Here is a 21931-nt window from a genome sequence, read left to right as displayed (position 1 = left end):
CGGCTGTACAGGCGTCGCGCGCCGCTCCCTCGTGGGTCGTGCCGGGTCGCGTCGGCGACCCCCTGAACGCTCGAACCGTGGGGCTGACGGGGGCAGGTCCTCCGAGCCCGTCCGGACGAGCGAGTGGCCCGCCCCGGGCGGGACGGGCCACTCTTGAGAGGAAAGGGACGGTCAGGTCTTTCCGCGGCTGCGGTTGCCGGGGCGGGAGGCGACCCAGGCGCGGACGGTATCCGCGTACCAGTACGGTCTTCCGCTCTCCACATGGTCGGGCGGGGGCAACAGTCCGTGTTTGCGGTACGACCTCACGGTGTCCGGTTGCACCCGGATGTGCGCGGCGATCTCCTTGTACGACCAGAGTCGACGGTCGGTCATCAGTAGCACCTCCCCGCGCGCGCCCCGGCGGCGACCGGGGGAGGTCGTCGGGGGAGCCGGGCGCTGCGCTGGCGATCACGAAGCCTGTGCTCGGTCAACGACAGGGAGTGCGCGGACGGAAGGGGCTGTGAACCGGGTGTTACGGAAGGCTCGCGTACCCGGGACATCTGTGACAGGGGCGAGTTCTTTGTGACACGGATGATGAATTCGCCCGGCAGGGCTGCCGTTTCGGCGGCGGCGTACACAGCCCACGGCGCCGTCCGCACAGCATGCGGACGGCGCCGTCCGAGGAGATGGCTCACCGGTGTGGGTGAGTGGCGAAGACGCCGGGCCTGAGGCGCCCGGCCCCCGTCGCGCTACCAGCGAGACGCGCCCCGGGCCCGCCGGTAGAGGATGAGCCCGCCGGCCATCAGAGCAACGCTGATGGCCGACGCCGCGAGCATCTCCTCACTGCCGGTCTCGGCCAGGGTGGCCGGCTTGTGCGACGACATGACGGGCTTGGAGCCGATGTGCGTGGTGACCGGTACGAGCGGCGGCTGGTGCGTGGTCCCGTGCGGTGTGACGTGGTCGGTGTGGTGGCGGTTGTGACCGCCGACCGGTACATGCGGTGAGGTGTGGAAGTCGCCGTGATCCACGGTGTGGCCCTGCCCGGGCCCGTGCCCGCCTTCCGGTACATGCGGTGAGGTGTGGAAGTCGTCGTCATCCACGGTGCCGCCGTGCCCGCAGAAACAGGGAGTTTCGGTCGGGCCGTGCGGAGGGATCCCAGCCGCCGGAGCGATCGGAACGGACCCGGGCGTATGGGGTCGGTTGGCACAGAAGTTGCCGAACGCCGGGTTCAGGATGCCGACCACGTCCACCGAGTTGCCGCAAACGTTGATCGGGATGTCCACGGGGATCTGGAGCGTGTTACCGGAGGCGATACCGGGTGATCCAGTCGTGGCGCCGTCAGCGGCGGAGTCCGCGTACACCGGGTTGCCGCACAGGGACAGAATTCCTGTCGCGGCGGCAGCCGCGACCATTCCCCTGCTCAGGGTCTGTCGCACTCTTGTTGTCTTCCTGCTGGTAGAAGTGGGAAAAAGTGGGAAAGCCGGCCCTGGAACCTGAGAGGGCGCTCCAAGGCCGGCCGTGACACAGCCGGGCGGCTGGTGTAACGACATCAGCCGTTGGCGGCTACAACGTCACCCGTTGGTGCACGTGTTGCCGATGCTCGGGTTCAGCAGCGAGAGGACGCCGATGCTGTTCCCGCACACGTTGATCGGAATGTCGATCGGGATCTCGGTGACGTTGCCGGAGAGGAAGCCCGGGGAATTGGACGCGGCACCGCTCGCACCCGAGTCGGCCATGGCCGGGGCGGCCATCCCGAGAGTCATGATGGCGCCGGCGACAACGGCGGCGCACTTCTTGTGCTTCACGCAGTTTCCCTTCTCTGCAGTCGTACCCCTGTTGACGGCCGAAACCGAGCGAGCGCAGCCTGAACGGCTCGCAGCACGACCTGCAGTCTGTGAAACGAGGAAAAGGTGTCCGAAGCAACTCGGGAATGCGAGGAGCCGCGTAATTCACTCGAACGCTGCAACCGGAATTACGTGGGCCCTGGACGGGGAATCGCCGACGTAACCCTGTAACCCCGTAACTCCGCAACCACGGACGGCCCCGCTGATGCGCGCATGCTCTCAGCCGGTGCCGGATAGGACCCCGGGTCCGCCTCTGGTCCCTGGCGGTGCCTCAGAGTCCGTACGCTGCCCCGACAAATGACCGGCCCATGGGCGACCGCTTCGGGGTCCAGGGTGCTCAGGGCCCGCAACGTACGTTGGCCGCGGGCGCGGCGCGCGCAGCCGTACTAACTTGACTCTGTCGGGGATCTTGGTGTTTCCCGGTGCGGCAGCATGATCAGCGGGCATGCTCGGGGCTGTTTCGAAGGCCGATGCAGTTGTCGAGGTGTCCGTTGTCGCTCCGCCCGCGTTCCGGTGAGCAAGTCCCTTCTCTGACTGCGCAGATCGCGCGGGCGAGTAACCCGGACGGTACGGCGGCGATGTGGGTGAGAGACCGGCTGGACGGGCTGTGGTGCGACGAGGACTTCGCCGGCTGGTACCCGCGTGACGGGCGCCCCGGCCTCTCACCCGCCCAACTGGCCACCATCTCGGTTCTGCAGTTCCTGCTCGGACTGTCCGACCGGCAGGCCGCCGAGGCGGTGCGCTGCCGCATCGACTTCAAATACGCGCTGGCCATGGAGCTGGACGATCCCGGCTTCCACCACAGTGTGTTGGCCGACTTCCGCGAGCGCCTCGCCCAGGACGACCGTGCCGACCGTCTTCTCGATCTGGCGCTCGCCCGCCTGAAGGAGGCCGGACTCGTACGCGATCGGACCGCGCAGCGCACCGACTCCACCCACGTTCTGGCCGCGGTGCGCGACCTGACCCGGCTGGAACTGGTCACCGAGGCGGTCCGCGCCGCGCTGGAAGAAGTCGCCCGCACAGCCGCACACATGCTGGTCGGTCTGGTCGACGAGGACTGGGGGCGCCGATACGGCCGTCCGGTCCGCCTGGGCAAGAACCCCACCCGGCCCAAGACCAGGGCCCTCGCCGCCGGCGACGACGCCTGTCGGCTACTGGAACGCCTCCACCGGCACGAACCGGGCTACCGGCCCGGCCCGCAGGCCGAGGCCCTGCGGCAGATCGTCGTGCAGAACTACTACCGCGACGCAACAGGCCGGCTGCGCTGGCGCACCGCCGACGACGGTGGGCTACCGCCCTCCTCCTCGGCAGTCGTCTCCCCTTACGACACCACGGCGGGCTACGTCCGCCATGGACACATCATCCGATGGAAGGGGTTTGCTGCGCATGTCACCGAGACGTGTGGCTCCGACAGCGTCAACGTGATCACGGACGTGGCCACCACCTCGGCCGCCACGAACGACGGCCAGGCCCTACCCGGCATCCACACCCGACTGGCGCGTCGCAGACTGCTGCCAGCCGAGCACCTCGTTGACGGCGGCTACACCTCCCTCGTCCACCTGGAACGAGCCCAGCGCGAACACCAGATCACCGTCAGCGGCCCCCTGCCGGGCAACCCCACCCACCAGCACCGCAAGAACGAGGGCTTCGACCGGGACGACTTCCACATCGACTTCGACCGCCGGCAGGTCACCTGCCCCCAGGGCCAGGTCAGCCAGGGCTGGCACGGCCCCTACCCGACGTCCTCGCCCACCGCCGCCCCGTTGATCGTGGCACGGTTCACCAAGAGCCAGTGCCGCCCCTGCCCGGTCCGCACCCGGTGCACCACCACCGCCGACAGCGCCCGGACCGTGGGCTTTCCCCCACGAGAACTCCGCGACCTGCAACTCCGCGTCCGCGCCGAGCAGCAGACACCCGACTGGAAGACCCGCTACGCGGTCCGCTCCGGAGTCGAGGGCACCATCAACGAGTTCGCCCACGGACACGGCATGCGCCACTGCCGCTACCGAGGACAGCCGAAAACCCATCTGCAACACGTACTCACGGCCATCGCCGTGAACATCGAACGCCTCAGCAGCCTGCCACCGACTGAGGAAACCCCCTCACCACGGCCACCGACCACCTTCCAGACCTTCCTGGACCAACACGGCATCCCCCGGTCGAAGTCCTGGCGAACGATGGGCAGTTGACGTCGACCGCTCCAAGATCCCCGACAGAGTCAAGTTAGGGAAGCCCGCACCCACCTTCGGGCAGACACGGCTCCCTAGGAGACGACGTCCTTGCCCGCGAAACCTCGGAAGGCCAGGGCGAACAGCACGAGCGCGTACGTGAGGGACATCGCCGTCCCCTGGATCATGCCGGACCACTCCGGGTGGGGCTGGACGGCGTCGGCCCAGGCGAACTGCCAGTGCGCGGGCAGGAAGTCGCGCCAGTGGCCGAGGGCCGTGACCGCGTCGAGCACGTTCCCCAGGATCGTGAGGCCGACCGCGCCGCCGACCGCGCCCAGCGGTGCGTCCGTTCTCGTCGACAGCCAGAACGCGAGCCCGGCGGTGACCAGTTGGGACACGAAGATGTAGGCCACCACGACGACAAGCCGCTGGGCGGCCGTGTTCGCGGAGAGGGCGCCGCCGGTGGGGATCTCCAGCGGCCCCCAGCCGTAGGCGGCCGTGCCCACCGCGAGTGCGACGACCGGCAGCACCACCATGGCCGCGAGACTCAGGCCGAGGCCGACCGCGAGCTTGGACCACAGCAGACGGGCGCGTGGGACCGGTGCCGCGAGCAGATAGCGCAGCGACGACCAGCTCGCCTCGGAGGCGACCGTGTCCCCGCAGAACAGGGCGACCGGGATGACCAGCAGGAACCCGGCGGAGACGAAGAGGTTCACCGCGGCGAAGTTGGTGCCGGACGCGGTGGCCGTGTTCATCAACGTGACCCGGCCGTCGCGGGTGCCCGGGTCGCCCCCGATGGCGAAGGCGACCAGAAGCACGAACGGCAGGAGGGCGAGCACCGCGCCCATGACGAGCGTGCGGCGCCGCTTCAACTGACGCATGAGTTCGACGCGCAGGGGCAGCGTCCGCAGCGCCCGGTATCCGTCGGCCGTCCCCGTCCGCTCGACGAGCGCACTCATGCGGCACCTCCGATCAGGGTGAGGAAGGCGTCTTCCAGGCGGCGGTGGGGGCCGAGCGAGGCCACCGGGACTTCCAGACGGACGAGTTCGACGAGCAGCCGCGCGGCAGCCGCGGAGCCGGGGGCGACGGGCCGGGTGGAAGCGTCGGCGGACGTGACCGACCCGGCCGTCAGCGCGGAGGAGTCGGTGCTCGCCTCCGCGGCCACGCCGACGCCCGTCGTTGCGGTCTCGACGGTGCCGGTGACTGCCTGATGCAGCGGGCCGGGGCCGGCGTCCACGGTCTGCGGAGCGTCCGCGGCCCCGTCGGCGCTCCGGACAACTCCGGCCGCCGTGGCCGGTGCCAGGCGTACGAGGATTCCACCCTCCGTCCGTGCCGCCGACGACACGCCGGGCAGTGCTGCCACCTTCTCCACCAGCGGGTCGGCGATGTCGGCCGCCAGCCCGACGAGCAGGGTGTCGCCGGAGCCCACGATCTCGTCCACCGGGCCTGCCTGCACCAGCCGACCTCGGTCCATGACCACCAGATGGGTGCAGGACTGTTCGACCTCCGCCAGCAGATGGCTGGAGACGATGACCGTACGGCCCGCCGCCGCGTACCGGATCATGACCTCGCGCATCTCGCGGATCTGCGGCGGGTCCAGGCCATTGGTCGGCTCGTCGAGGATGAGCAGGTCCGGCAGGCCGAGCATCGCCTGAGCGATGGCGAGGCGTTGGCGCATGCCCTGGGAGTAGGTACGCACCGCACGGGCCAGGGCGTCGCCCAGTCCCGCGATCTCCAGTGCCTCGTCCAGATGCGCGTCCTCGGGTGGGCGGCCCGTCGCCTGCCAGTACAGCTCCAGGTTCTCCCGGCCGGTCAGGTGCGGCAGGAAGCCCGCGCCCTCCACGAAGGCCCCGACCCGTGACAGCACGGGGGCCCCCGGACGGATCGCGTGGCCGAAGACGCGGATGTCGCCGCCGTCCGGCTTGATGAGGCCCATCAGCATGCGCAGCGTCGTCGTCTTACCCGCGCCGTTCGGCCCCAGCAGGCCCAGCACCTGCCCCTTCTCCACACGGAAGGAGAGGTTTTGCACCGCGTACCGGTCCGCCGACTTCGCGTATCGCTTGCGCAGGTCCGTTATCTGCAGGGGGATATCGGCGAGCGCGGGGTCGGGCGCCGGTGTCGTCGTACGGCGCCGGCCCGTCAGCAGGAGGGCCAGGGCGATCACCGCTCCGGTCGGCGGGAGCCACCAGACCCAGGAAGGCAGCGGGGCTGCCGCGGTCCTCACCCTCGGTGCCGTCGGCACCTTCAGACCACTCTTGAGGGAGATGGTGTAGGTGGCCGGAGCGGCCGGGGACGCATAGCCGAGGTCCGTCGAGGCGAGGACCAGCCGCAGCCGGTGTCCCTTCTGTACCTCGTGGTCGATGGCCGGCAGGGTCAGCGTGACGTCCCTGCCCTCCTTGGCTCCCGTCACCCGGACGGGGGAGACCAACTGCGAGGGCAGCACCTGCCGGGTGCCGCCCGGACCGACGTCGTACACCTTGCCGAAGAGCACGGCGTCGTCGCGCGTCGACGTCACATGGACCGTCACCACGGGCGAGCCGGTGATCCACAGGTCGTCGCGCACGGGCCGTGAGTCGAAGCGGGCGTACTGGCCGGGGAAGTCGAGCGACACTCCGATGCCGAGCGACGACAGCTGGGACAGACCGCCCGAACCGCCGAGGCCCGGGAGCGCGGAGACCGCGGGCGGACTCGCGCCCGCCGGGTTCGCGAAGCTCTGCGCGCGACCGCTGAGCGCGATCGTTCGCTGCCCGCTCTCCAGGCCGGGATAGGCGTCCTGGCTCGCCCCCCGCAACCGGGCCGCGCCGTCCGTGGAGTCGATGCCCCCGGTGCGGGTGATCCGGAAGACGGGGCCGGTGTCGACGCCCTTGTCACCCTTCAGGTAGCGGTCGAACCATGCCTGGACGCGGGCCTGGACGCGGCTCGTCTCGCCGTTGCCGCCGTCGTGCCCGCCGGCGATCCAGTCGACGTCCACGGGCGCGCCGTTGGCCCGGATCGCCCTGGCCGCGGCGTCCGCCTGGCCGAGCGGGAACAGCGAGTCGGACTGGCCCTGTACGAGGAGCGTGGGCACCTTGATGTTCTTGCCCACGGCGGACGGCGAGCGTGCCTGGAGCAGGGCGCGCGCCCGGGCATCGGGCGCGCCTGTCTCCGCGACCCGTTCGTACATCCGGCACAGTTCGGCTGTGAACTTCCGGCAGCCCCCGCTGGAGTTCATGAAGATGCCGGCCCACAGTTTCTTGAACACGCCCTTCGGGAACAGGGCGTCCGCCAGGTTCCAGTACGTGATCGCCGGAGCGATCGCGTCCACGCGACGGTCGTACCCCGCGGCCAGCAGCGCGATCGCGCCGCCGTACGACCCGCCGGCGACGCCCACGCGCGGGTCGCCCGTCCCGTCCAGCTCGACCTCCGGCCGCTTGGCCAGCCAGTCGATGAGCCGGGAGACGTCGCCGACCTCGCCCTCGGGGTCGTTCAGCCCGATCCTGCCCGTCGACCGTCCGAAGCCGCGCGCCGACCAGGTCAGCACCGCGTACCCGCCACGGGCGAGCTTCTCCGCCTGGTCCCTGACGTCGTTCTTGCTGCCACCGAAGCCGTGCGCGAGCAGGACCGCCGGGCGGCGGCCGCCGGAGGCCGAGGTGAAGTACGACGTGTCGATCCGGACCCCGCCGCCCATGTCCATGACCCTGTCGCTGCGGTGCACGGCAGGGGTGTCCTCGGAGGCGACGGCCGTCCACGTACCGACACCGGCCAGCACGAGGACGACCGCGGCCACGGCGGCCACGGCGCCTCGGCGCAGCCCTCGGACTGCGGGCAGTCGAAGATCCATGCGCCAACGGTACGGGCCGCCACCGACAACCGGAGCAGCCACCGGGCTGAAATCGGTCCCCTCCCAGGGACGTACGGGCCTGACCCCGCCTACCGCGACCGTGGTACGAACACGCATGGAGATCCGCCGAGCCACCACCGTCGCCGAAGTGGCTGCCGCCGAAGACCTCTTCGACCATCCTGTTCGCACCGAGTGGGCCGAACGCTTCCTGACCGCGGCCGGACACCACCTCTTCCTGGCTTACGAGGACGGCGGACCGACGCCCGTCGGCTTCGTCAGCGGTGTCGAGATGACCACCCTGACAAGGGCACCGAGATGTTCCTGTACGAACTGGCCGTCGCGGAGCCGTACCGGCGCAGGGGGATCGGGCGGGCGCTGGTGCGGCGGCTCGCGACGCTCGGCCGCGCACTGGGCTGCTACGACATGTGGGTGCTGGTCGACACCGGGAACGACGTCGCCCTTGCCGCCTATCGCAGCGCGGGCGGCAAGGACGACGGGACATGCACGGTGGTGACGTGGGACTTCGGCTGAGCCGGCGCGGATTACTCGTGCGCGTCCTCCGGGATCGACACCAGCCAGCGGGTGTCGCGGCGCGGGCGCAGGTAGACGGCCCAGTACAGGGTGGCCACCGCGGTGATGCCACCGGTCCACAGCAGGTAGCTCGCCTCCTGCAGGGTGAGCACGTACACCAGGACCACGATAAGCAGGATCGGCACCGCGGGCCACAGCGGCATCCGCCACGCGGACTGGTGCCGGTGCGAGCCGCGCCGGGCGAGCAGTGCGGCGACCGCGACGAGCAGGTACAGGCCGGTCACCGAGACGCCCGTGACGCCGTAGAGCGTGTCCAGGTTCACGAAGCACAGGAGCGCGCCGGGGACGCCGACAAGGAGGGTGGCGACCCACGGGGAGCCGAACCGGCCGAGCCTGGCGAGGGCGTTGTTGACGGGCTCGGGCCAGGCCTTGTCGCGGGCCGAGGCGAACAGCACGCGGGAGTTCTGGATGACCATGACGATGCCCGCGTTGATGATCGCGAGGGCGACGCACAGGCTCACGAAGGTGCCGACGGCGGAGTTGGACCAGGCGGTGACCATGCCACTGACGTCGCCGTCGGTCAGGGCCTTGACGTCGGAGGCGCCCATGGTGATCGCGGCGACCGGGATCAGGATGATGACCGAGGAGATGGCGAGGGTGGCGAGGACCGTGCGGGCGACGTTGCGGCGCGGGTTCTCCAGTTCCTCGGAGAGGTAGACGGCGGTCGAGAAGCCCTGGGTGGCGAAGAGGGCGATGGCCAGCCCGGAGATCACCAGCATGGCCGTCACGGTGTCCGTGTGGCCGTCGGAGCCGGCCACCTGCATCGAGACGAGGCTGCCGACGCCGCGCTGGCTGTGCGCGAAGCCCAGCATCGCGACGACTCCCGCGGCAATGACCTCAAGGACCAGGAAGATGCCGGTGATCCAGGCGTTGGCACGCAGGTCCAGCAGGCCGGCGAGGGTGGACAGCAGCATGACGCCGGCGCCGGTCATCGCCGGGTCCAGATGCACTACCGGCGTGAGATAGTCCGCCGTACCCATCGCGATCACCGGCGGAACGACCATGACGACCATCAGGGACAGCACGAAGACCAGCCAGCCCGCCAGGCGCCCGGCCAGCGTCGAGACCATGGCGTACTCGCCGCCCGCGCTGGGGATGAGGGTGCCCAGCTCCGAGTAGCAGAACGCCACGGCGATACAGAGGAGGCAGCCGATGGCGATCGTGAGGGCGGTGGCGGTACCGAGCGAGCCGAACAGGTCGGGGACGACCACGAAGAGCGTGGAGGCGGGCGTCACGCACGAAAGTGTGAGCAGGGTGCCGCCGACGACGCCGATGGAACGCTTGAGCTTCTGAGGGCCCTGAGGGCTGTCGGACACCGCGATGGTGGCGTCCTCGACAGGGCGGAGCGTGTCGGTCATGCAGTGGTTCCGATCGACTTGTGCGGCAGATGATTCGGTCGGGAGCGCTATCGCCTCCGGCGGCTCTCGTGGTACGTCACTTCATCCGCTCCCGGCGGAGATGGAATCCGACGAAAACCGATGCGTCAATGGGTGTTCGGCTACGGAATCCGCAGCTGTGAGGTGATCCACTGTGTGTTTGCGTGGCGTCAAGACCGCTGCCTGGGCGGCTTTCGGTCGTGCGGGAACCGTACCTTCCGGCCCGAAATTCACGGAAATCTCGTCCGGACTTCGGACATCTGTCGGGGCGTCATACGCTTGATGCCCCCTGAACCCGTGTCAGTGCCTCCCACTAGAGTCGGCGTCCACAACACAATCGCGGCAATGGGGTGGAATAGATGAATCTGCGGCACACCACGGCTTGGATGGGGGTTACGGCGGCAGCGTTGCTGGCGACGTCCGCGTGTGGCACGGAGGGCGCGAAGAAGGCGGCCGAGGCGGTCGGCGACACCGACAAGGTCATGGCGGCGCTGGCGCGCGCGACGGACCGGACGGAGAACGTGGGATCCGCCGAGGTCAAGATGACGACCGAGATACCGGCGACCGGCCCGATCACCATGGACGGCACGTACTCCTGGGGCCACGGCTTCGCGTTCGACGTCGAGATGGACACCAAGGCAGTCCAGATGCAGCAGCTGCACGCCGCCGCCAAGACCCGCATGGTGTTCGTGGACGGCGCGTACTACTACGACATCGACCCGCAGTCCTCCGGTCCGCTCAAGGGCAAGGAGTGGATGAAGTTCAAGGCCTCGGCGGTGTTCGGCGACAAGGGCGCCCAGGCGTTCCAGGGCAGCTCCGGCGCGGGCAGCCCCGCGGCCGCCATGAAGGGCCTGAAGTACGCCAACAACGTCGACGACCTCGGCAAGCAGACCGTCAACGGGCAGAGCACGACCCACTACCGGGCCGTGGTCGACCGGGACCACATGGGCAAGTTCAAAGAGGCCTACGGCGACCAGAACAACCTCTTCGGCTCGATGACCGGAGGCGGTGACTCGATCACCATGGACATCTGGGTCGGCGCGAAGGACCTCCCGGTCCGGATGAAGCAGCGGTTCGGTAGCGCGACGGTGACGATGGACTTCAAGAAGTTCGGCGCCACGGCCACGATCAAGGCCCCGCCCGCCGAACAGACCGGCGATGTGACCGAGCAGCTGAAGGCGTCGGCCTCGAAGCAGGGCTGAGCGGGCTGGACCAGGCAGTGTCCCGCCCGCCCGTGGAGGGCGGGACACAGGGCATCAGTGGTTGCGCGGGAACCCGAGGTCGACGCCCGCCGGGGCGTCGGCCGGGTCGGGCCAGCGGGTGGTGACCACCTTGCCGCGGGTGTAGAAGTGCGTGCCGTCGTTGCCGTAGATGTGGTGGTCGCCGAAGAGCGAGTCCTTCCAACCACCGAAGGAGTGGTAGCCCACCGGCACCGGGATCGGCACGTTCACGCCGACCATGCCCGCCTCGATCTCCAGCTGGAAGCGGCGGGCGGCGCCGCCGTCCCGGGTGAAGATCGCGGTGCCGTTGCCGAACGGCGAGGCGTTGATGAGGGCGACGCCCTCCTCGTACGTCTCGGCGCGCAGCACGCACAGCACCGGGCCGAAGATCTCGTCCTGGTACGCCTTCGCAGTGGTCGGCACCTTGTCGAGGAGCGTGATGCCGATCCAGTGGCCGTCCTCGTAGCCGTCGACCGTGTAGCCGCTGCCGTCGAGGACGACCTCGGCGCCTTCCGCCGCCGCGCCGGTCACATAGGAGGCCACCTTGTCCCGGTGCGCCTTGGTGATCAGCGGGCCCATCTCCGAAGCCGGGTCGTTGCCCGGACCGATCTTGATCTTCTCGGCGCGCTCGCGGATCTTCTCCACCAGCTCGTCACCGATGGAGCCGACGGCCACGACCGCGGAGATGGCCATGCAGCGTTCGCCCGCGGAGCCGTACGCCGCCGAGACCACCGCGTCCGCCGCCGCGTCCAGGTCGGCGTCCGGGAGCACCAGCATGTGGTTCTTGGCGCCGCCCAGGGCCTGGACGCGCTTGCCGTTGGCGGAGGCCGTGGTGTGGATGTAGCGGGCGATCGGGGTCGAGCCGACGAAGGAGACCGCCTTGATGTCCGGGTGCTCGAGCAGCCGGTCCACGGCCACCTTGTCGCCGTGGACGACGTTGAAGACGCCGTCCGGCAGGCCCGCCTCGGCCAGCAGTTCCGCGATGCGCATCGCGGCCGACGGGTCCTTCTCGGACGGCTTCAGCACGAACGTGTTGCCGCACGCGATGGCGATCGGGAACATCCACATCGGGACCATCGCCGGGAAGTTGAACGGCGTGATGCCGGCGACGACACCCAGCGGCTGTCGGAGCGAGGCCACGTCCACGCGGCTCGCCACCTGCGTGGACAGCTCACCCTTGAGCTGCACGTTGATGCCGCAGGCCAGGTCGACGATCTCCAGGCCGCGGGCCACCTCGCCGAGCGCATCGCTGTGCACCTTGCCGTGCTCGGCGGTGATCAACTCGGCGATCTCGTCGCGGTTCGCGTCCAGCAGCGCACGGAACTTGAAGAGGATGGACGTGCGCTGCGCGAGCGAGGACTGGCCCCAGGTCCGGTACGCGTCCTTGGCCGCGGCCACGGCCGCGTCCACTTCCGCCACGGTCGCGAACGCGACCTTCGTGGTGACCGCGCCGGTCGCCGGGTCGGTCACCGGCCCGTACGTGCCCGACGCGCCTTCGACGGTCTTGCCGCCGATCCAATGGTTGACGATCTTCGTCATGCCCAAGAACTCCTTCACAGATGGCGGCGTCGGGTCGAGACGTGCCGGTCGTACTCCTCGCGAGCCTTGACCGCCGACGCTCGGGTCGCGGTCTCGGCCACGGGTACATCCCACCAGGCCTGTGCCTCAGGTGCTCCCGACACAGTGTCTGCGGATTCGGTCTCGACGTAGACACATGTGGGAGTGTCGGCGTCGCGCGCCTCGGCGAGTGCGGCGCGCAGTTCGCCCACGGTCTTCGCGCGCAGCACGCGCATGCCGAGACTGGCCGCGTTGGCGGCGAGGTCCACGGGCAGCGGCGCCCCCGTGTACCTGCCGTCCTCGGACCGGAAGCGGTAGTCGGTGCCGAACCGCTCACCGCCCACCGACTCCGACAGGCCGCCGATGGACGCGTAGCCGTGGTTCTGCACGAGCAGGATCTTGATCGCGATCCCTTCCTGCACAGCGGTGACGATCTCCGTCGGCATCATCAGATACGTACCGTCGCCGACCAGCGCCCACACGGGACGGTCGGGTGCGGCCATCTTCACCCCGATCGCGGCCGGGATCTCGTAGCCCATGCACGAGTAGCCGTATTCGAGGTGGTACTGGTCGCGGGAGCGGGTCCGCCACAGCTTGTGCAGATCGCCGGGGAGCGAACCGGCCGCGTTGACGATGATGTCGCAGTCGTCCACCACCGCGTCCAGGGCGCCGATGACCTGCGGCTGCGTCGGTGGCATGTCCGGCTCGCCGACCTGGAAGCAGGCGTCGACGCGCTGCTCCCAGCGCACCTTGTCCTGCGTGTACCGCGTGACGTACGCGGGATCGACGCGGTGCCCGTGCGCCTTCAGCGCCTCGGTGAGCGCCTGGAGAGCGAGGCGCGCGTCCGCGACCAGTGGCAGCCCGGAGAGCTTGTGGCCGTCGTAGGCGGCGACGTTGAGGTTGAGGAAACGGACGCCGGCGCCGCTGAAGAGGGTGCCGGAGGCCGTGGTGAAGTCGGTGTAGCGGGTGCCGACACCGATCACCAGATCGGCGGCGCGGGCCAGTTCGGCGGCGGCCGCCGTGCCGGTGTGGCCGATGCCACCGACGTCCTGGGGGTGGTCCCAGCGCAGCGAGCCCTTCCCGGCCTGGGTGGAGGCGACCGGGATGCCGGTGGCCTCGGCGAACAGGGCGAGGGCAGCTTCGGCGCGACTGTGGTGGACACCGCCGCCGGCCACGACGAGCGGGCGCCGGGCGGCACGGATCGCTCGGACGGCCTCGGCGAGTTCCACCGGGTCGGTGCCCGGACGACGCACCGTCCAGGTCCGCTCGGCGAAGAACTCCTCCGGCCAGTCGAAGCCCTCCGCCTGTACGTCCTGCGGGAGCGCGAGCGTGACCGCGCCCGTGTCGACCGGGTCCGTGAGTACGCGCATCGCCTGCAGAGCGGCCGGGATCAGCGCCTCGGGGCGGGTGATCCGGTCGAAGTACGCCGACACCGGGCGCAGGCAGTCGTTGACGGACACGTCTCCGGCGCGGGGGACCTCCAACTGCTGGAGCACCGGGTCCGCCGGGCGGGTGGCGAAGACGTCGCCGGGCAGCAGCAGGACCGGGAGGTGGTTGACGGTGGCCAGGGCGGCACCCGTGACCAGGTTGGTCGCGCCGGGTCCGATGGATGTCGTCACGGCGTGCGTGGAGAGCCGGTTCGACTGCCGGGCGTAGCCGACCGCCGCGTGCACCATCGACTGCTCGTTGCGGCCCTGGTGGTACGGCATCACATCGCCGTACTCGACCAACGCCTGTCCGACGCCGGCGACGTTGCCGTGGCCGAAGATGCCCCAGGTCGCCGCGATCAGCCGTCGCCGCACGCCGTCCCGCTCGGTGTACTGGGCTGCCAGGAAGCGTACGAGCGCCTGAGCCACCGTGAGTCTTGTCGTCGAGGTCATCGGTACCCCCCTGTGCTGTCCAGATGGGCCGGATGGAAGCAGATCCGCCACTGGCGTTCCTCGCCCGGTCCGGCCATGACGTTCAGGTAGTACATGGTGTGCCCGGGCTGGGCGATGGACGGGCCGTGCCAGCCGTCGGGAACGAGGACGGCGTCACCGGTGCGGACCTCGGCGAGGACGTCGGATCCGCCCTCACGGGAGGGGAACACGCGCTGGTACCCGAAACCGTCGGGGCCCTCGATCTCGAAGTAGTAGATCTCCTCCAACTCCGTCTCCTCGCCGGGCCGGGTCTCGTCGTGCTTGTGCGGCGGGTACGAGGACCAGTTCCCCCCGGGGGTGATGACCTCGACGGCGATGAGCTTGTCGCACACAAAGGCATCGGCCGAGGCGAAGTTGCGCACCTGACGGGCGCAGGTGCCGCTGCCGCGGTCTTCGACGGGTACCTCCGGCGCGGGGCCGTAGCGGGCGGGGAGTCGGCGCTCGCACTTCGCTCCTGCCAGGGCGAAGCGGCCTCCCGCACCGGAGGCGATCTGGACCTGGGCGTCGCGGGGGACGTACGCGAAGTCGGAAACCCCCGCGAACACGTCTTCCCGTCCCAGGAGTTGGAGCTTTTTGCCTTCTGTGTGCACCGTACAGGCGCCCTGGAGTGGGAGCACGATCCACTCACTGTCACCGGTGGTGAAGGTGTGCGTGCCGCCCGGAGGGAGTCGCACGATCCGCAGGCTGCAATGGCGCCAGCCCGCTCGCCCCGGGTCGATGTCGAGGGCGTAGTGGGCATTCGCGGTGGCGCCCCTGGGGACGTACAACTCCGTGCTCATGCAGCCCTCCACGGAAGTCCTTTGGCGATGCCCGCGCCGCGGCGAAGTCGCTGTCCGTCGGGCGCGGCAGCGAACGGCCGGTCACCAACCCTTGGGAAATGGGCGGTTACGCGGGCTGCCAGGGGAGACCCAGGGTCGTCGTGCCGGCCCAGGTGTGATGCGCGAGCGCGGTCGTACGGCTGCGCTCGGCGCTCATGCTGGTGCCGCTCGGCGGATGTCACCAGCGGCAGGGGTGTGCCCGTCCGTGGTGGGACGTTCACATCGATCCGGCCCATCGTGACCGGGGCGAACGCCTCATCGGGACCGTGCGGCTCGAGCTCCTTGAACTCCTCCATCGAGTCCCCCTCACATCGGCTGCCTCCAGGTCTAGCCTCGTCACGGGAGCCCTGTCAATGCTTTGTCCAGACATTCGGACCAGTTCGTGGGGTGACGTCGCGGTGGCCTGGAAGCCGGCTCTCATGACGTCGTGGTCACCCGAGCCCCACTCTCCCGCATCCGGGCCGACCCGGCCCGTCGACCGCCCCGTCGCGCGGCCCGGGACAGGACGGAGCGGTCGGCGGGTCCGGGTGGCCTCACGGGACCCGGCGTCACCCCGTCGAGGGGCACGATGTGCCATGCCTGTCAAGCCAGGCGACTCCATGGATCACCCCATCGGGGGCGCAACTCAGGCGCGGGCCGCGCGTTGATTCAACGTCGGGTACTTCGCCCGGCTGTTATGACGAACCCCAAGGAGCACCTCTCCATGTTGCGTATCGCCAAGGGTCTGGCCCTGACCACCGTTGCCGCCGCGGCCGTGGCGGGCACCGCCGGCATCGCCGCCGCCGACAGCGGCGCCTCGGGCGCAGCCAACCACTCCCCGGGCATCCTGTCGGGCAACGTCACGCAGGTCCCGATCCACATCCCGGTCAACGTGTGCGGGAACACGATCAACGTCATCGGACTGCTGAACCCGGCGTTCGGCAACACCTGCGCCAACCACTGACGTCAGAGCGAGCACCTGTACCGGCCGCATCCCTCACGGGAGGCGGCCGGCTGGCGTTCTGCGGCCGACCGGTTCCTGCTCCGAACGGCCGGAGACCGGGGGCATTCCCGGGCAAGGTGCCTCACCAGGGGCGACGAACGCGGCGGGAGGGCCCCGGCCCGCCATGCGCGCCTTCGGCCACGGGCGCCACTTCCGCGCGCGGGTGTCCGCGAGCCCGGGGACTCGTTAGCCAGGGCGCAGTTCCCCTTCTCCCCGGTGACATGGGTCGCCGCAGAAAGGAATCACGATGAAGTCCCTCAAGGCCGCCGCCGTCGTTGCCGGATCCCTGGTCGTCGCAGGTGCCGCGGCCCCTGCCTTCGCCTCGGAGGCCTCCGGCTCCACGCCCACCAACCTCAACGACGCCCTGCAGACTCTCACCTCCCGGGGGAACCTCGACGTGCGTCCTTTCCAGCACCAGTCCCACGCCCTGGACTCCGAGAACAAGAACTCCGTGCTCAGCACTGTGAACAGCACGGCGGCCGACCTCAACCGGCGCGACGGCGCCCCCGGCCGACTGCTCGGCGGACTGCCCCTCCAGAGCCGATGAACCCGTATCCCCGGGTCTCCCAGGGAGAACTGACCGCGGCGTGCGGTCAGCCCCCGAGACGGCGTACCGGCTCCCCCGTGAGGTAGGCCTGGATGTCCTCGACCGCCTGCCCGTAGTACGTGGCGTAGTTGGCCCGAGAGACATAGCCCAGGTGCGGGGTGGCGAGCAGGCGCGGGGCGGTACGCAGCGGATGGCCGGCCGGTAGTGGCTCCACATCGAACACATCTATACCGGCGCCGGCGATACGGCCCTCGTGCAGGGCCGCGAGCAGGGCCTCCTGGTCGACGATGGCGGAGCGCGAGGTGTTGATCAGGTAGGCGGTCCGCTTCAGGAGCGCGAGTTCCCGTGCGCCGACCAGCCCCCGGGTGCGGTCGCCCAGTGCGAGGTGCACGGAGACGAAGTCGCTGCTCGTGAGCAACTCCTCCATGGAGGGGGAGAGTTCCACGCCGACCTCGTCCGCGCGCTCCTTGGTGAGGTGCCGGCTCCAGGCGACGATCTCCATCCCGAAGGCGAGCCCGACCCGCGCCACCCGACTTCCGATCTTCCCGAGCCCGAGCAGTCCGAGCCGTCTCCCGTACAGATCCGCGCCCACGGTGCTCTGCCACGGGCCGCCATCACGCAGGGCGTTGCTCTCCCCGACGACGCCGCGCGCGAGCCCGAGCAGCAGCGCCCAGGTCAGCTCGACGGGCGGCGTGGAGGAACTTGCGGTGCCACACACGGTCACGCCATGCGCCTCCGCGGCGGCGTAGTCGATGACGGGTCGAGACCGCAGGTGACGGAGGTGGAGGGGGCGAGGCCGCGCGGCGCGAAACCGATCAGGTCGTAGGCGTTCCGCACCTCCTGCGGCAACTTCTGACCCTTCCCCGAGGGGTCGTTGAGACTGGACCCGCCAGGCCCACCGGGGATGAGTAACAGCACGCCACGGCGGGCGGCCGGCTTCTCGCTGGGGATACGGGAGATGGCGATCGCGACCTTTCGGCCATCGGGTTCGGCGTAGTCCATCGGAACCTCGACGGACGCACACTCCTGGCGCGGATCGAGCCCGCTGCCCTCGCATTTGGCCCATTCGAGAGAGGAGCGCTCGGACGAATCCGCCGCAGACGCGGACACGGAAGTGGTCAGCGGGGCGGAGAGCCCCAGGAGGGCGGCGGAGACGGCGATCCAGGCGGCTCGTGTTCTGTTGGTCTGCTTCATGTGCGGAAGCCTCCCGGATCGGGCCCGCTCCTCCCATCCGGTCAACGTCCCTGTCGTCACGGGGGTTTCCCCAGCGCGACCTCTGGGGTCCCCCAAGTTCTTCGAGCAGGGGGACCCCACCCGTGTTGTCGCATCACCGGAGTACATCCAGTACGCGGGTGATGCTCCGCCTTGCCCTCGCCCTGCGGCCCGCGAGTGCCTGCAGGACCGGATCGGACCGGACTGGGGCCGGGACCTGGACCGGGGCCAGGACTGGGACCGGTACGGGCGCCTCGGCTCCGTCGGGCAGATCGGCGACCGTCTGTGACGGGCCCGGCCCGATGCTGTGACGTTCATCTTTCATGTCCCTGGCAGGGGCTCTGCGCTCGTGACGGCGAAGTTTGATCGGTTCTTTCGCTGAGCCACGCATGTGCGAGAGGCTGGAACTGCGAAGCCTGCGGTACTACGGGAAAGACCGTAGAACTCAAGGAGGCTGTTGTGGCGCAGGGCCGGATGTGGCTGGCCGAGATTCTGACCGAGGCGGAGAAGGCGGCGCCAGCGGCATCCCTCGATGTGGTGGCACGCAATCTGAGCGACCGGTTCGGTGCACGGCACGTCTCACTCCTGTTCGTCGACATCATCGGCCGGAAGGTAGTGCGGGTCAGCGAGGACCAAGACTGCCAGCGAGGGCGCCGTGCTGATCAGATCGCATTGGCAGGCAGCGTCTACGACGAAGTCCTGCGGACCCAGAAACTCGTGCGGGCGCCGGACGACACGGAGGACCAGCGGGTCCTCGCCCCGGTCACCAACCGCGGGGACACCGTCGGCGTACTGGAGCTGGTCCTGCCCCGCGTGACGGAGGACATCCTGGAACAGGTCGAGGAGACGGCGCACGCGCTGGCGTACATCCTCGTGACCGACCGACGCTTCACCGACCTCTACCACTGGGGCCAGCGCACCACCCCGCTGACCCTGGCCGCCGAGATCCAGCGCCAGCTCCTGCCCACAGCTCCCACGTGCGAAGCTCCCGAGTTCACCCTCGCCGCAACCCTGGTCCCCGCCGACAGCTGCGCCGGCGACACCTATGACTACGCCCTCGACTACGACACGCTGCACCTTTCCATCACCGACGCCATGGGCCACGACGTCGATGCCGCCCTCATGGCGACCCTCCTGGTCAACGCCTCGCGTGGGGCCCGCCGCGCCGGAGCCGACCTGGCCGAACAGGCCCGCCAGGTCCACCAGGCATGCGTCGACCACGGCCGCGGCGCCTTCGCCACCGGCCAGCTGTTGCGCATCGCGCTGAACGGCGCCGGCACACAGATCGTCAACGCCGGCCATCCCTGGCCACTGCGCCTGCGCGAAGGCGCGGTCGAGGAGCTGCCGCTCGCCGTCAACCAGCCCTTCAGCCTGCAGCGGCCCGCCCAGTACCAGGTACAGGATCTCGATCTGCGGTCTGGTGACCGCCTCGTGCTCTACACCGACGGCATGCAAGAACGCCAGGCGGAAGCCGTCGATCTGCCCAGCCTCATCTGCGACACCGCCACCGACCACCCTCGTGAGGTCGTACGCGCTCTGACCGCCGCGGTCACCGACGCCGGCCGCGGGCACCTTGCGGACGACGCCACCGCCATCTGCCTGGACTGGAACGGTCCCGAGACCTGAGCCGCCAGGGCGTCGCTCGGCGGCCCCGGCAGGACTCGAACCTGCGGCCAAGCGCTTAGGACGAGCGTAGGGATAGTTGAAGTTTCATATATCGGCTATGCTGAAGGGGCAGGAGCTTGAATGTTCAAGTGATCAGCGTCGTCCCTTTCAGAAAGATCTGCTCCCCATGGCTTCCACTCTCACCCGCTCCATCGCCTCCCCCTCCGCTGTCGCCGAGGGCGCCTCGCCGCACGCCTACGACGTCGGGTTGTTGATTGTCCGCATTGTTCTCGGACTGACCGTCGCAGCGCACGGTGCGCAGAAGCTGTTCGGCTGGTTCGGCGGCGGGGGTCTTAAGGGCACTGGCCAGTTCTTCACGATGAGCGGCTATCCCTCGGGCGAGACGATGGCCGTGATCGCCGGACTGAGCGAGACCCTCGGCGGGCTCGGGCTGGTAATCGGCCTGCTGACGCCGCTCGCCGGCGCCGCCGTCCTCGGCACGATGATCAACGCCCTGGCCGTCAAGTGGGGCGGCGGCTTCTTCGCCCCCCAGGGCGTCGAGTACGAAGTTCTGCTGACCGCCGGTGCGGCCGGACTCGCCCTCACCGGGCCCGGCAGGATCGCCGCCGACCGTTTCCTGCCCGGACTGCGCGCGCACCGACTGGTATACGGAGCCGCCGCTGTGGCGCTCGCCGTCGTGCTCGCCGGCCTCGTCCTACTCATTCGCAACTGAGCCGCCGCCGTCCCCCGCAATACCTCCTTCAGTCTGAGCGCCCCGGTGAAACGCGAGTGTGGCAGACAGAGCCGACCGCACCGCCGCGCGAGCCGCACGCGAGCCGGGCTGTGCTTCGTGCGTCGGAGATCCGGCGAGCGGCCTTCGATCCTGCGCGGGCGAAGGACAGTTCGCGAGGGGAGGCCGGGACTCGTTGTCATCATCTGGCGATGCCAGTCCGCCGCGCACGGCCCACGGGCGGCCCCGGAGGCACGGACCTGGTCAAGACTGTGCTCGGTCCAGGCCGCCGCTCTCCTCGACTGGATCGGCGCCGGCCGCGCGGAGGCAAAAGGCGGTGCTGCCTTCTCGCGCCGGGGAGAATGCCCAGCGTCCGCCCGAATCCCGATGCCCGATGTCTTCGAGAGGTAGCCCGATGGTCGCAAGTGTCGCGGTCCTGTCCGATATCCACGGTGTGCTGCCTGCCTTGGAGGCGGTGCTGGACGAGCCCGATGTCATGGCGGCCGACCTGATCGTCGTAACCGGTGACCACGCGGCCGGTCCGCAGCCGGTCGAGGTACTGGACCGGCTGCGCGCGCTCGGCGACAAGGCGGTCCTGGTCCGCGGCAACGCCGATCGGGAGCTTGCCCAGATGGCGCGGGGAGAGTTCCCGGCCGACCAGGCGTGGGAAGTCGACCTATGGGCCGCCGAGCAGCTGCGGGAGGAGGACGTGAAGTTCCTGGCGGACCTCCCCCACCCGGTGACCATGGAGGTCGACGGCTTCGGCAAGGTGGTCTTCTGCCACGGGACGCCGCGAGCCGACGACGAGGTCGTCCTCGTCGACACCCGCCTGGACCGCTGGGCGGAAGTCTTCGCTGAACTGCCCGACGATGTACGGACCATGGTGTGCGGGCACACCCACATGCCGTTCATGCGACTCGTAGACGAGCGCCTGGTCGTCAACTCTGGCAGCATCGGCATGCCGTACGGCAGGGCCGGCAGCTCCTGGGCCCTGCTGCACAGCGGGCAGGTGCAGCTGCGGCACACTTCCTTCGACGTCGACGGAGCCGTGGACCGGGTGGTCAGGGAGTCGGGCTACCACGATTGTCGCGCCTGGGCGGAGCACTACATCCGGGCGGTTACCACGGACGCCGAGGCGGTCCGCACGTTTGGCCCCCGGGACGGCCGGGCCGCCTCCTGACCTGACAGCGTCGGCCTGATGGGTGGCGATCGCCACGGCAGAGTGCGCCCTGACGAGCCGCAGGGGGCCTTCCCGAGCTGCCCGAGATCGCCTGACGGCGCCCGGGGAACTTCCCCGCGTATTCACCGCAGTGCCGCAGAAACCCGGTGACAGCCGGACGGTGCCGGACGCTCCTTGCGATCACCGGGGGAGGGTCCGGCACCCCTCTGCTCATGTTGCACCCGCTCTGACCAGCAAAACGCCCTCCCGATGGGAGGGCGTCGCTCGGCGCCCCCGGCAGGACTCGAACCTGCGGCCAAGCGCTTAGAAGGCGCCTGCTCTATCCACTGAGCTACGGGGGCCGGTGTTGGTGGCCTGGCATGGTGCCCGGGTGTGGGCCGATC

General features: G+C 69.7%; 16 protein-coding genes, 1 tRNA gene and 3 pseudogenes. 8 read left to right on the top strand and 12 right to left on the bottom strand.

Annotated elements, in window-relative coordinates; translation table 11 throughout:
* Positions 1-171: 171 nt before the first annotated feature.
* The 3 genes from ACWDEX_RS01450 to ACWDEX_RS01440 all read right to left on the bottom strand — a co-directional run bounded on the left by ACWDEX_RS01450 (position 172) and on the right by ACWDEX_RS01440 (position 1784).
* Positions 172-372 carry a helix-turn-helix transcriptional regulator gene (locus ACWDEX_RS01450; protein WP_450461061.1) on the bottom strand — a complete coding sequence of 67 codons (201 nt, stop codon included), beginning with the start codon at positions 370-372 and terminating at the stop codon, positions 172-174.
* A 356-nt stretch (positions 373-728) separates the two neighbouring features.
* Positions 729-1415, bottom strand: a complete 687-nt coding sequence (locus ACWDEX_RS01445) for a chaplin family protein (protein WP_450461060.1) — start codon at positions 1413-1415, stop codon at positions 729-731.
* A gap of 135 nt (positions 1416-1550) precedes the next feature.
* Positions 1551-1784 (bottom strand): chaplin, encoded by a 234-nt coding sequence (locus tag ACWDEX_RS01440; protein ID WP_450461059.1) that lies wholly within the window; start codon positions 1782-1784, stop codon positions 1551-1553.
* Positions 1785-2401: 617 nt separating this feature from the next.
* On the opposite strand from ACWDEX_RS01440, the gene ACWDEX_RS01435 reads away from it, so the two are divergent.
* Positions 2402-4012 carry an IS1182 family transposase gene (locus ACWDEX_RS01435; RefSeq protein WP_450461058.1) on the top strand — a complete coding sequence of 537 codons (1611 nt, stop codon included), beginning with the start codon at positions 2402-2404 and terminating at the stop codon, positions 4010-4012.
* Positions 4013-4086: 74 nt separating this feature from the next.
* Here the strand turns inward: ACWDEX_RS01435 and ACWDEX_RS01430 are convergent, their stop codons facing one another.
* Positions 4087-4950, bottom strand: a complete 864-nt coding sequence (locus ACWDEX_RS01430) for an ABC transporter permease (RefSeq protein WP_450461057.1) — start codon at positions 4948-4950, stop codon at positions 4087-4089.
* Complete coding sequence (locus tag ACWDEX_RS01425) at positions 4947-7811, bottom strand: alpha/beta fold hydrolase (RefSeq protein ID WP_450461056.1); 2865 nt, start codon at positions 7809-7811, stop codon at positions 4947-4949. The genes ACWDEX_RS01430 and ACWDEX_RS01425 overlap by 4 nt, the downstream gene beginning before the upstream one ends.
* Before the next feature lie 115 nt (positions 7812-7926).
* On the opposite strand from ACWDEX_RS01425, the pseudogene ACWDEX_RS01420 reads away from it, so the two are divergent.
* Positions 7927-8342, top strand: a pseudogene (locus tag ACWDEX_RS01420) (GNAT family N-acetyltransferase).
* Between the two features lie 11 nt (positions 8343-8353).
* On the opposite strand, the gene ACWDEX_RS01415 reads toward ACWDEX_RS01420, so the two are convergent.
* Positions 8354-9760: an APC family permease gene (locus ACWDEX_RS01415; RefSeq protein ID WP_450461055.1), complete on the bottom strand. Its 1407-nt coding sequence runs from the start codon at positions 9758-9760 to the stop codon at positions 8354-8356.
* Between the two features lie 377 nt (positions 9761-10137).
* Between ACWDEX_RS01415 and ACWDEX_RS01410 the strand changes: the two genes are divergently transcribed.
* Positions 10138-10980 (top strand): hypothetical protein, encoded by an 843-nt coding sequence (locus ACWDEX_RS01410; RefSeq protein WP_450461054.1) that lies wholly within the window; start codon positions 10138-10140, stop codon positions 10978-10980.
* Between the two features lie 54 nt (positions 10981-11034).
* On the opposite strand, the gene mmsA is transcribed toward ACWDEX_RS01410, so the two are convergent.
* The 3 genes from mmsA to iolB are packed head-to-tail and all read right to left on the bottom strand — an operon-like array spanning position 11035 to position 15253.
* Complete coding sequence (gene mmsA, locus ACWDEX_RS01405; protein ID WP_450461053.1) at positions 11035-12537, bottom strand: CoA-acylating methylmalonate-semialdehyde dehydrogenase; 1503 nt, start codon at positions 12535-12537, stop codon at positions 11035-11037.
* Positions 12538-12551: 14 nt separating this feature from the next.
* On the bottom strand, positions 12552-14435 hold the full coding sequence (iolD, locus tag ACWDEX_RS01400) for a 3D-(3,5/4)-trihydroxycyclohexane-1,2-dione acylhydrolase (decyclizing) (RefSeq protein ID WP_450461051.1): 1884 nt from the start codon (positions 14433-14435) through the stop codon (positions 12552-12554).
* Positions 14432-15253: a 5-deoxy-glucuronate isomerase gene (iolB, locus tag ACWDEX_RS01395; RefSeq protein ID WP_450461050.1), complete on the bottom strand. Its 822-nt coding sequence runs from the start codon at positions 15251-15253 to the stop codon at positions 14432-14434. The genes iolD and iolB overlap by 4 nt, the downstream gene beginning before the upstream one ends.
* Positions 15254-15995: 742 nt before the next feature.
* On the opposite strand from iolB, the gene ACWDEX_RS01390 reads away from it, so the two are divergent.
* Together ACWDEX_RS01390 and ACWDEX_RS01385 are read left to right on the top strand one after the other, a co-directional pair.
* On the top strand, positions 15996-16235 hold the full coding sequence (locus ACWDEX_RS01390) for a chaplin (protein WP_450461049.1): 240 nt from the start codon (positions 15996-15998) through the stop codon (positions 16233-16235).
* A 286-nt stretch (positions 16236-16521) separates the two neighbouring features.
* Positions 16522-16821, top strand: a complete 300-nt coding sequence (locus ACWDEX_RS01385; RefSeq protein WP_450461048.1) for a hypothetical protein — start codon at positions 16522-16524, stop codon at positions 16819-16821.
* A gap of 46 nt (positions 16822-16867) precedes the next feature.
* Here the strand turns inward: ACWDEX_RS01385 and ACWDEX_RS01380 are convergent.
* Positions 16868-17578: pseudogene (locus ACWDEX_RS01380) on the bottom strand (D-2-hydroxyacid dehydrogenase family protein); the annotation flags it as partial.
* Positions 17551-18015 (bottom strand): annotated as a pseudogene (locus ACWDEX_RS01375) (alpha/beta hydrolase); the annotation flags it as partial. The pseudogenes ACWDEX_RS01375 and ACWDEX_RS01380, both read right to left, overlap by 28 nt.
* A gap of 492 nt (positions 18016-18507) precedes the next feature.
* Here ACWDEX_RS01375 and ACWDEX_RS01370 point away from each other — a divergent pair.
* The 3 genes from ACWDEX_RS01370 (at position 18508) to ACWDEX_RS01360 (ending at position 21548) form a co-directional block, all read left to right on the top strand.
* The gene (locus tag ACWDEX_RS01370; protein WP_450461114.1) at positions 18508-19659 is read left to right on the top strand and encodes a PP2C family protein-serine/threonine phosphatase; all 1152 of its coding nucleotides are present in this window, start codon (positions 18508-18510) and stop codon (positions 19657-19659) included.
* 166 nt (positions 19660-19825) lie between these two features.
* On the top strand, positions 19826-20371 hold the full coding sequence (locus tag ACWDEX_RS01365; RefSeq protein WP_450461047.1) for a DoxX family protein: 546 nt from the start codon (positions 19826-19828) through the stop codon (positions 20369-20371).
* Between the two features lie 412 nt (positions 20372-20783).
* Positions 20784-21548, top strand: a complete 765-nt coding sequence (locus ACWDEX_RS01360; protein WP_450461046.1) for a metallophosphoesterase family protein — start codon at positions 20784-20786, stop codon at positions 21546-21548.
* A 268-nt stretch (positions 21549-21816) separates the two neighbouring features.
* On the opposite strand, the gene ACWDEX_RS01355 is transcribed toward ACWDEX_RS01360, so the two are convergent.
* Positions 21817-21889 (bottom strand) — tRNA-Arg (locus tag ACWDEX_RS01355).
* Between the last annotated feature and the right edge of the window lie 42 nt (positions 21890-21931).

This window comes from Streptomyces sp. NPDC001020, from assembly GCF_053599115.1.
This window is presented reverse-complemented; position numbering and strand designations above follow the sequence as displayed.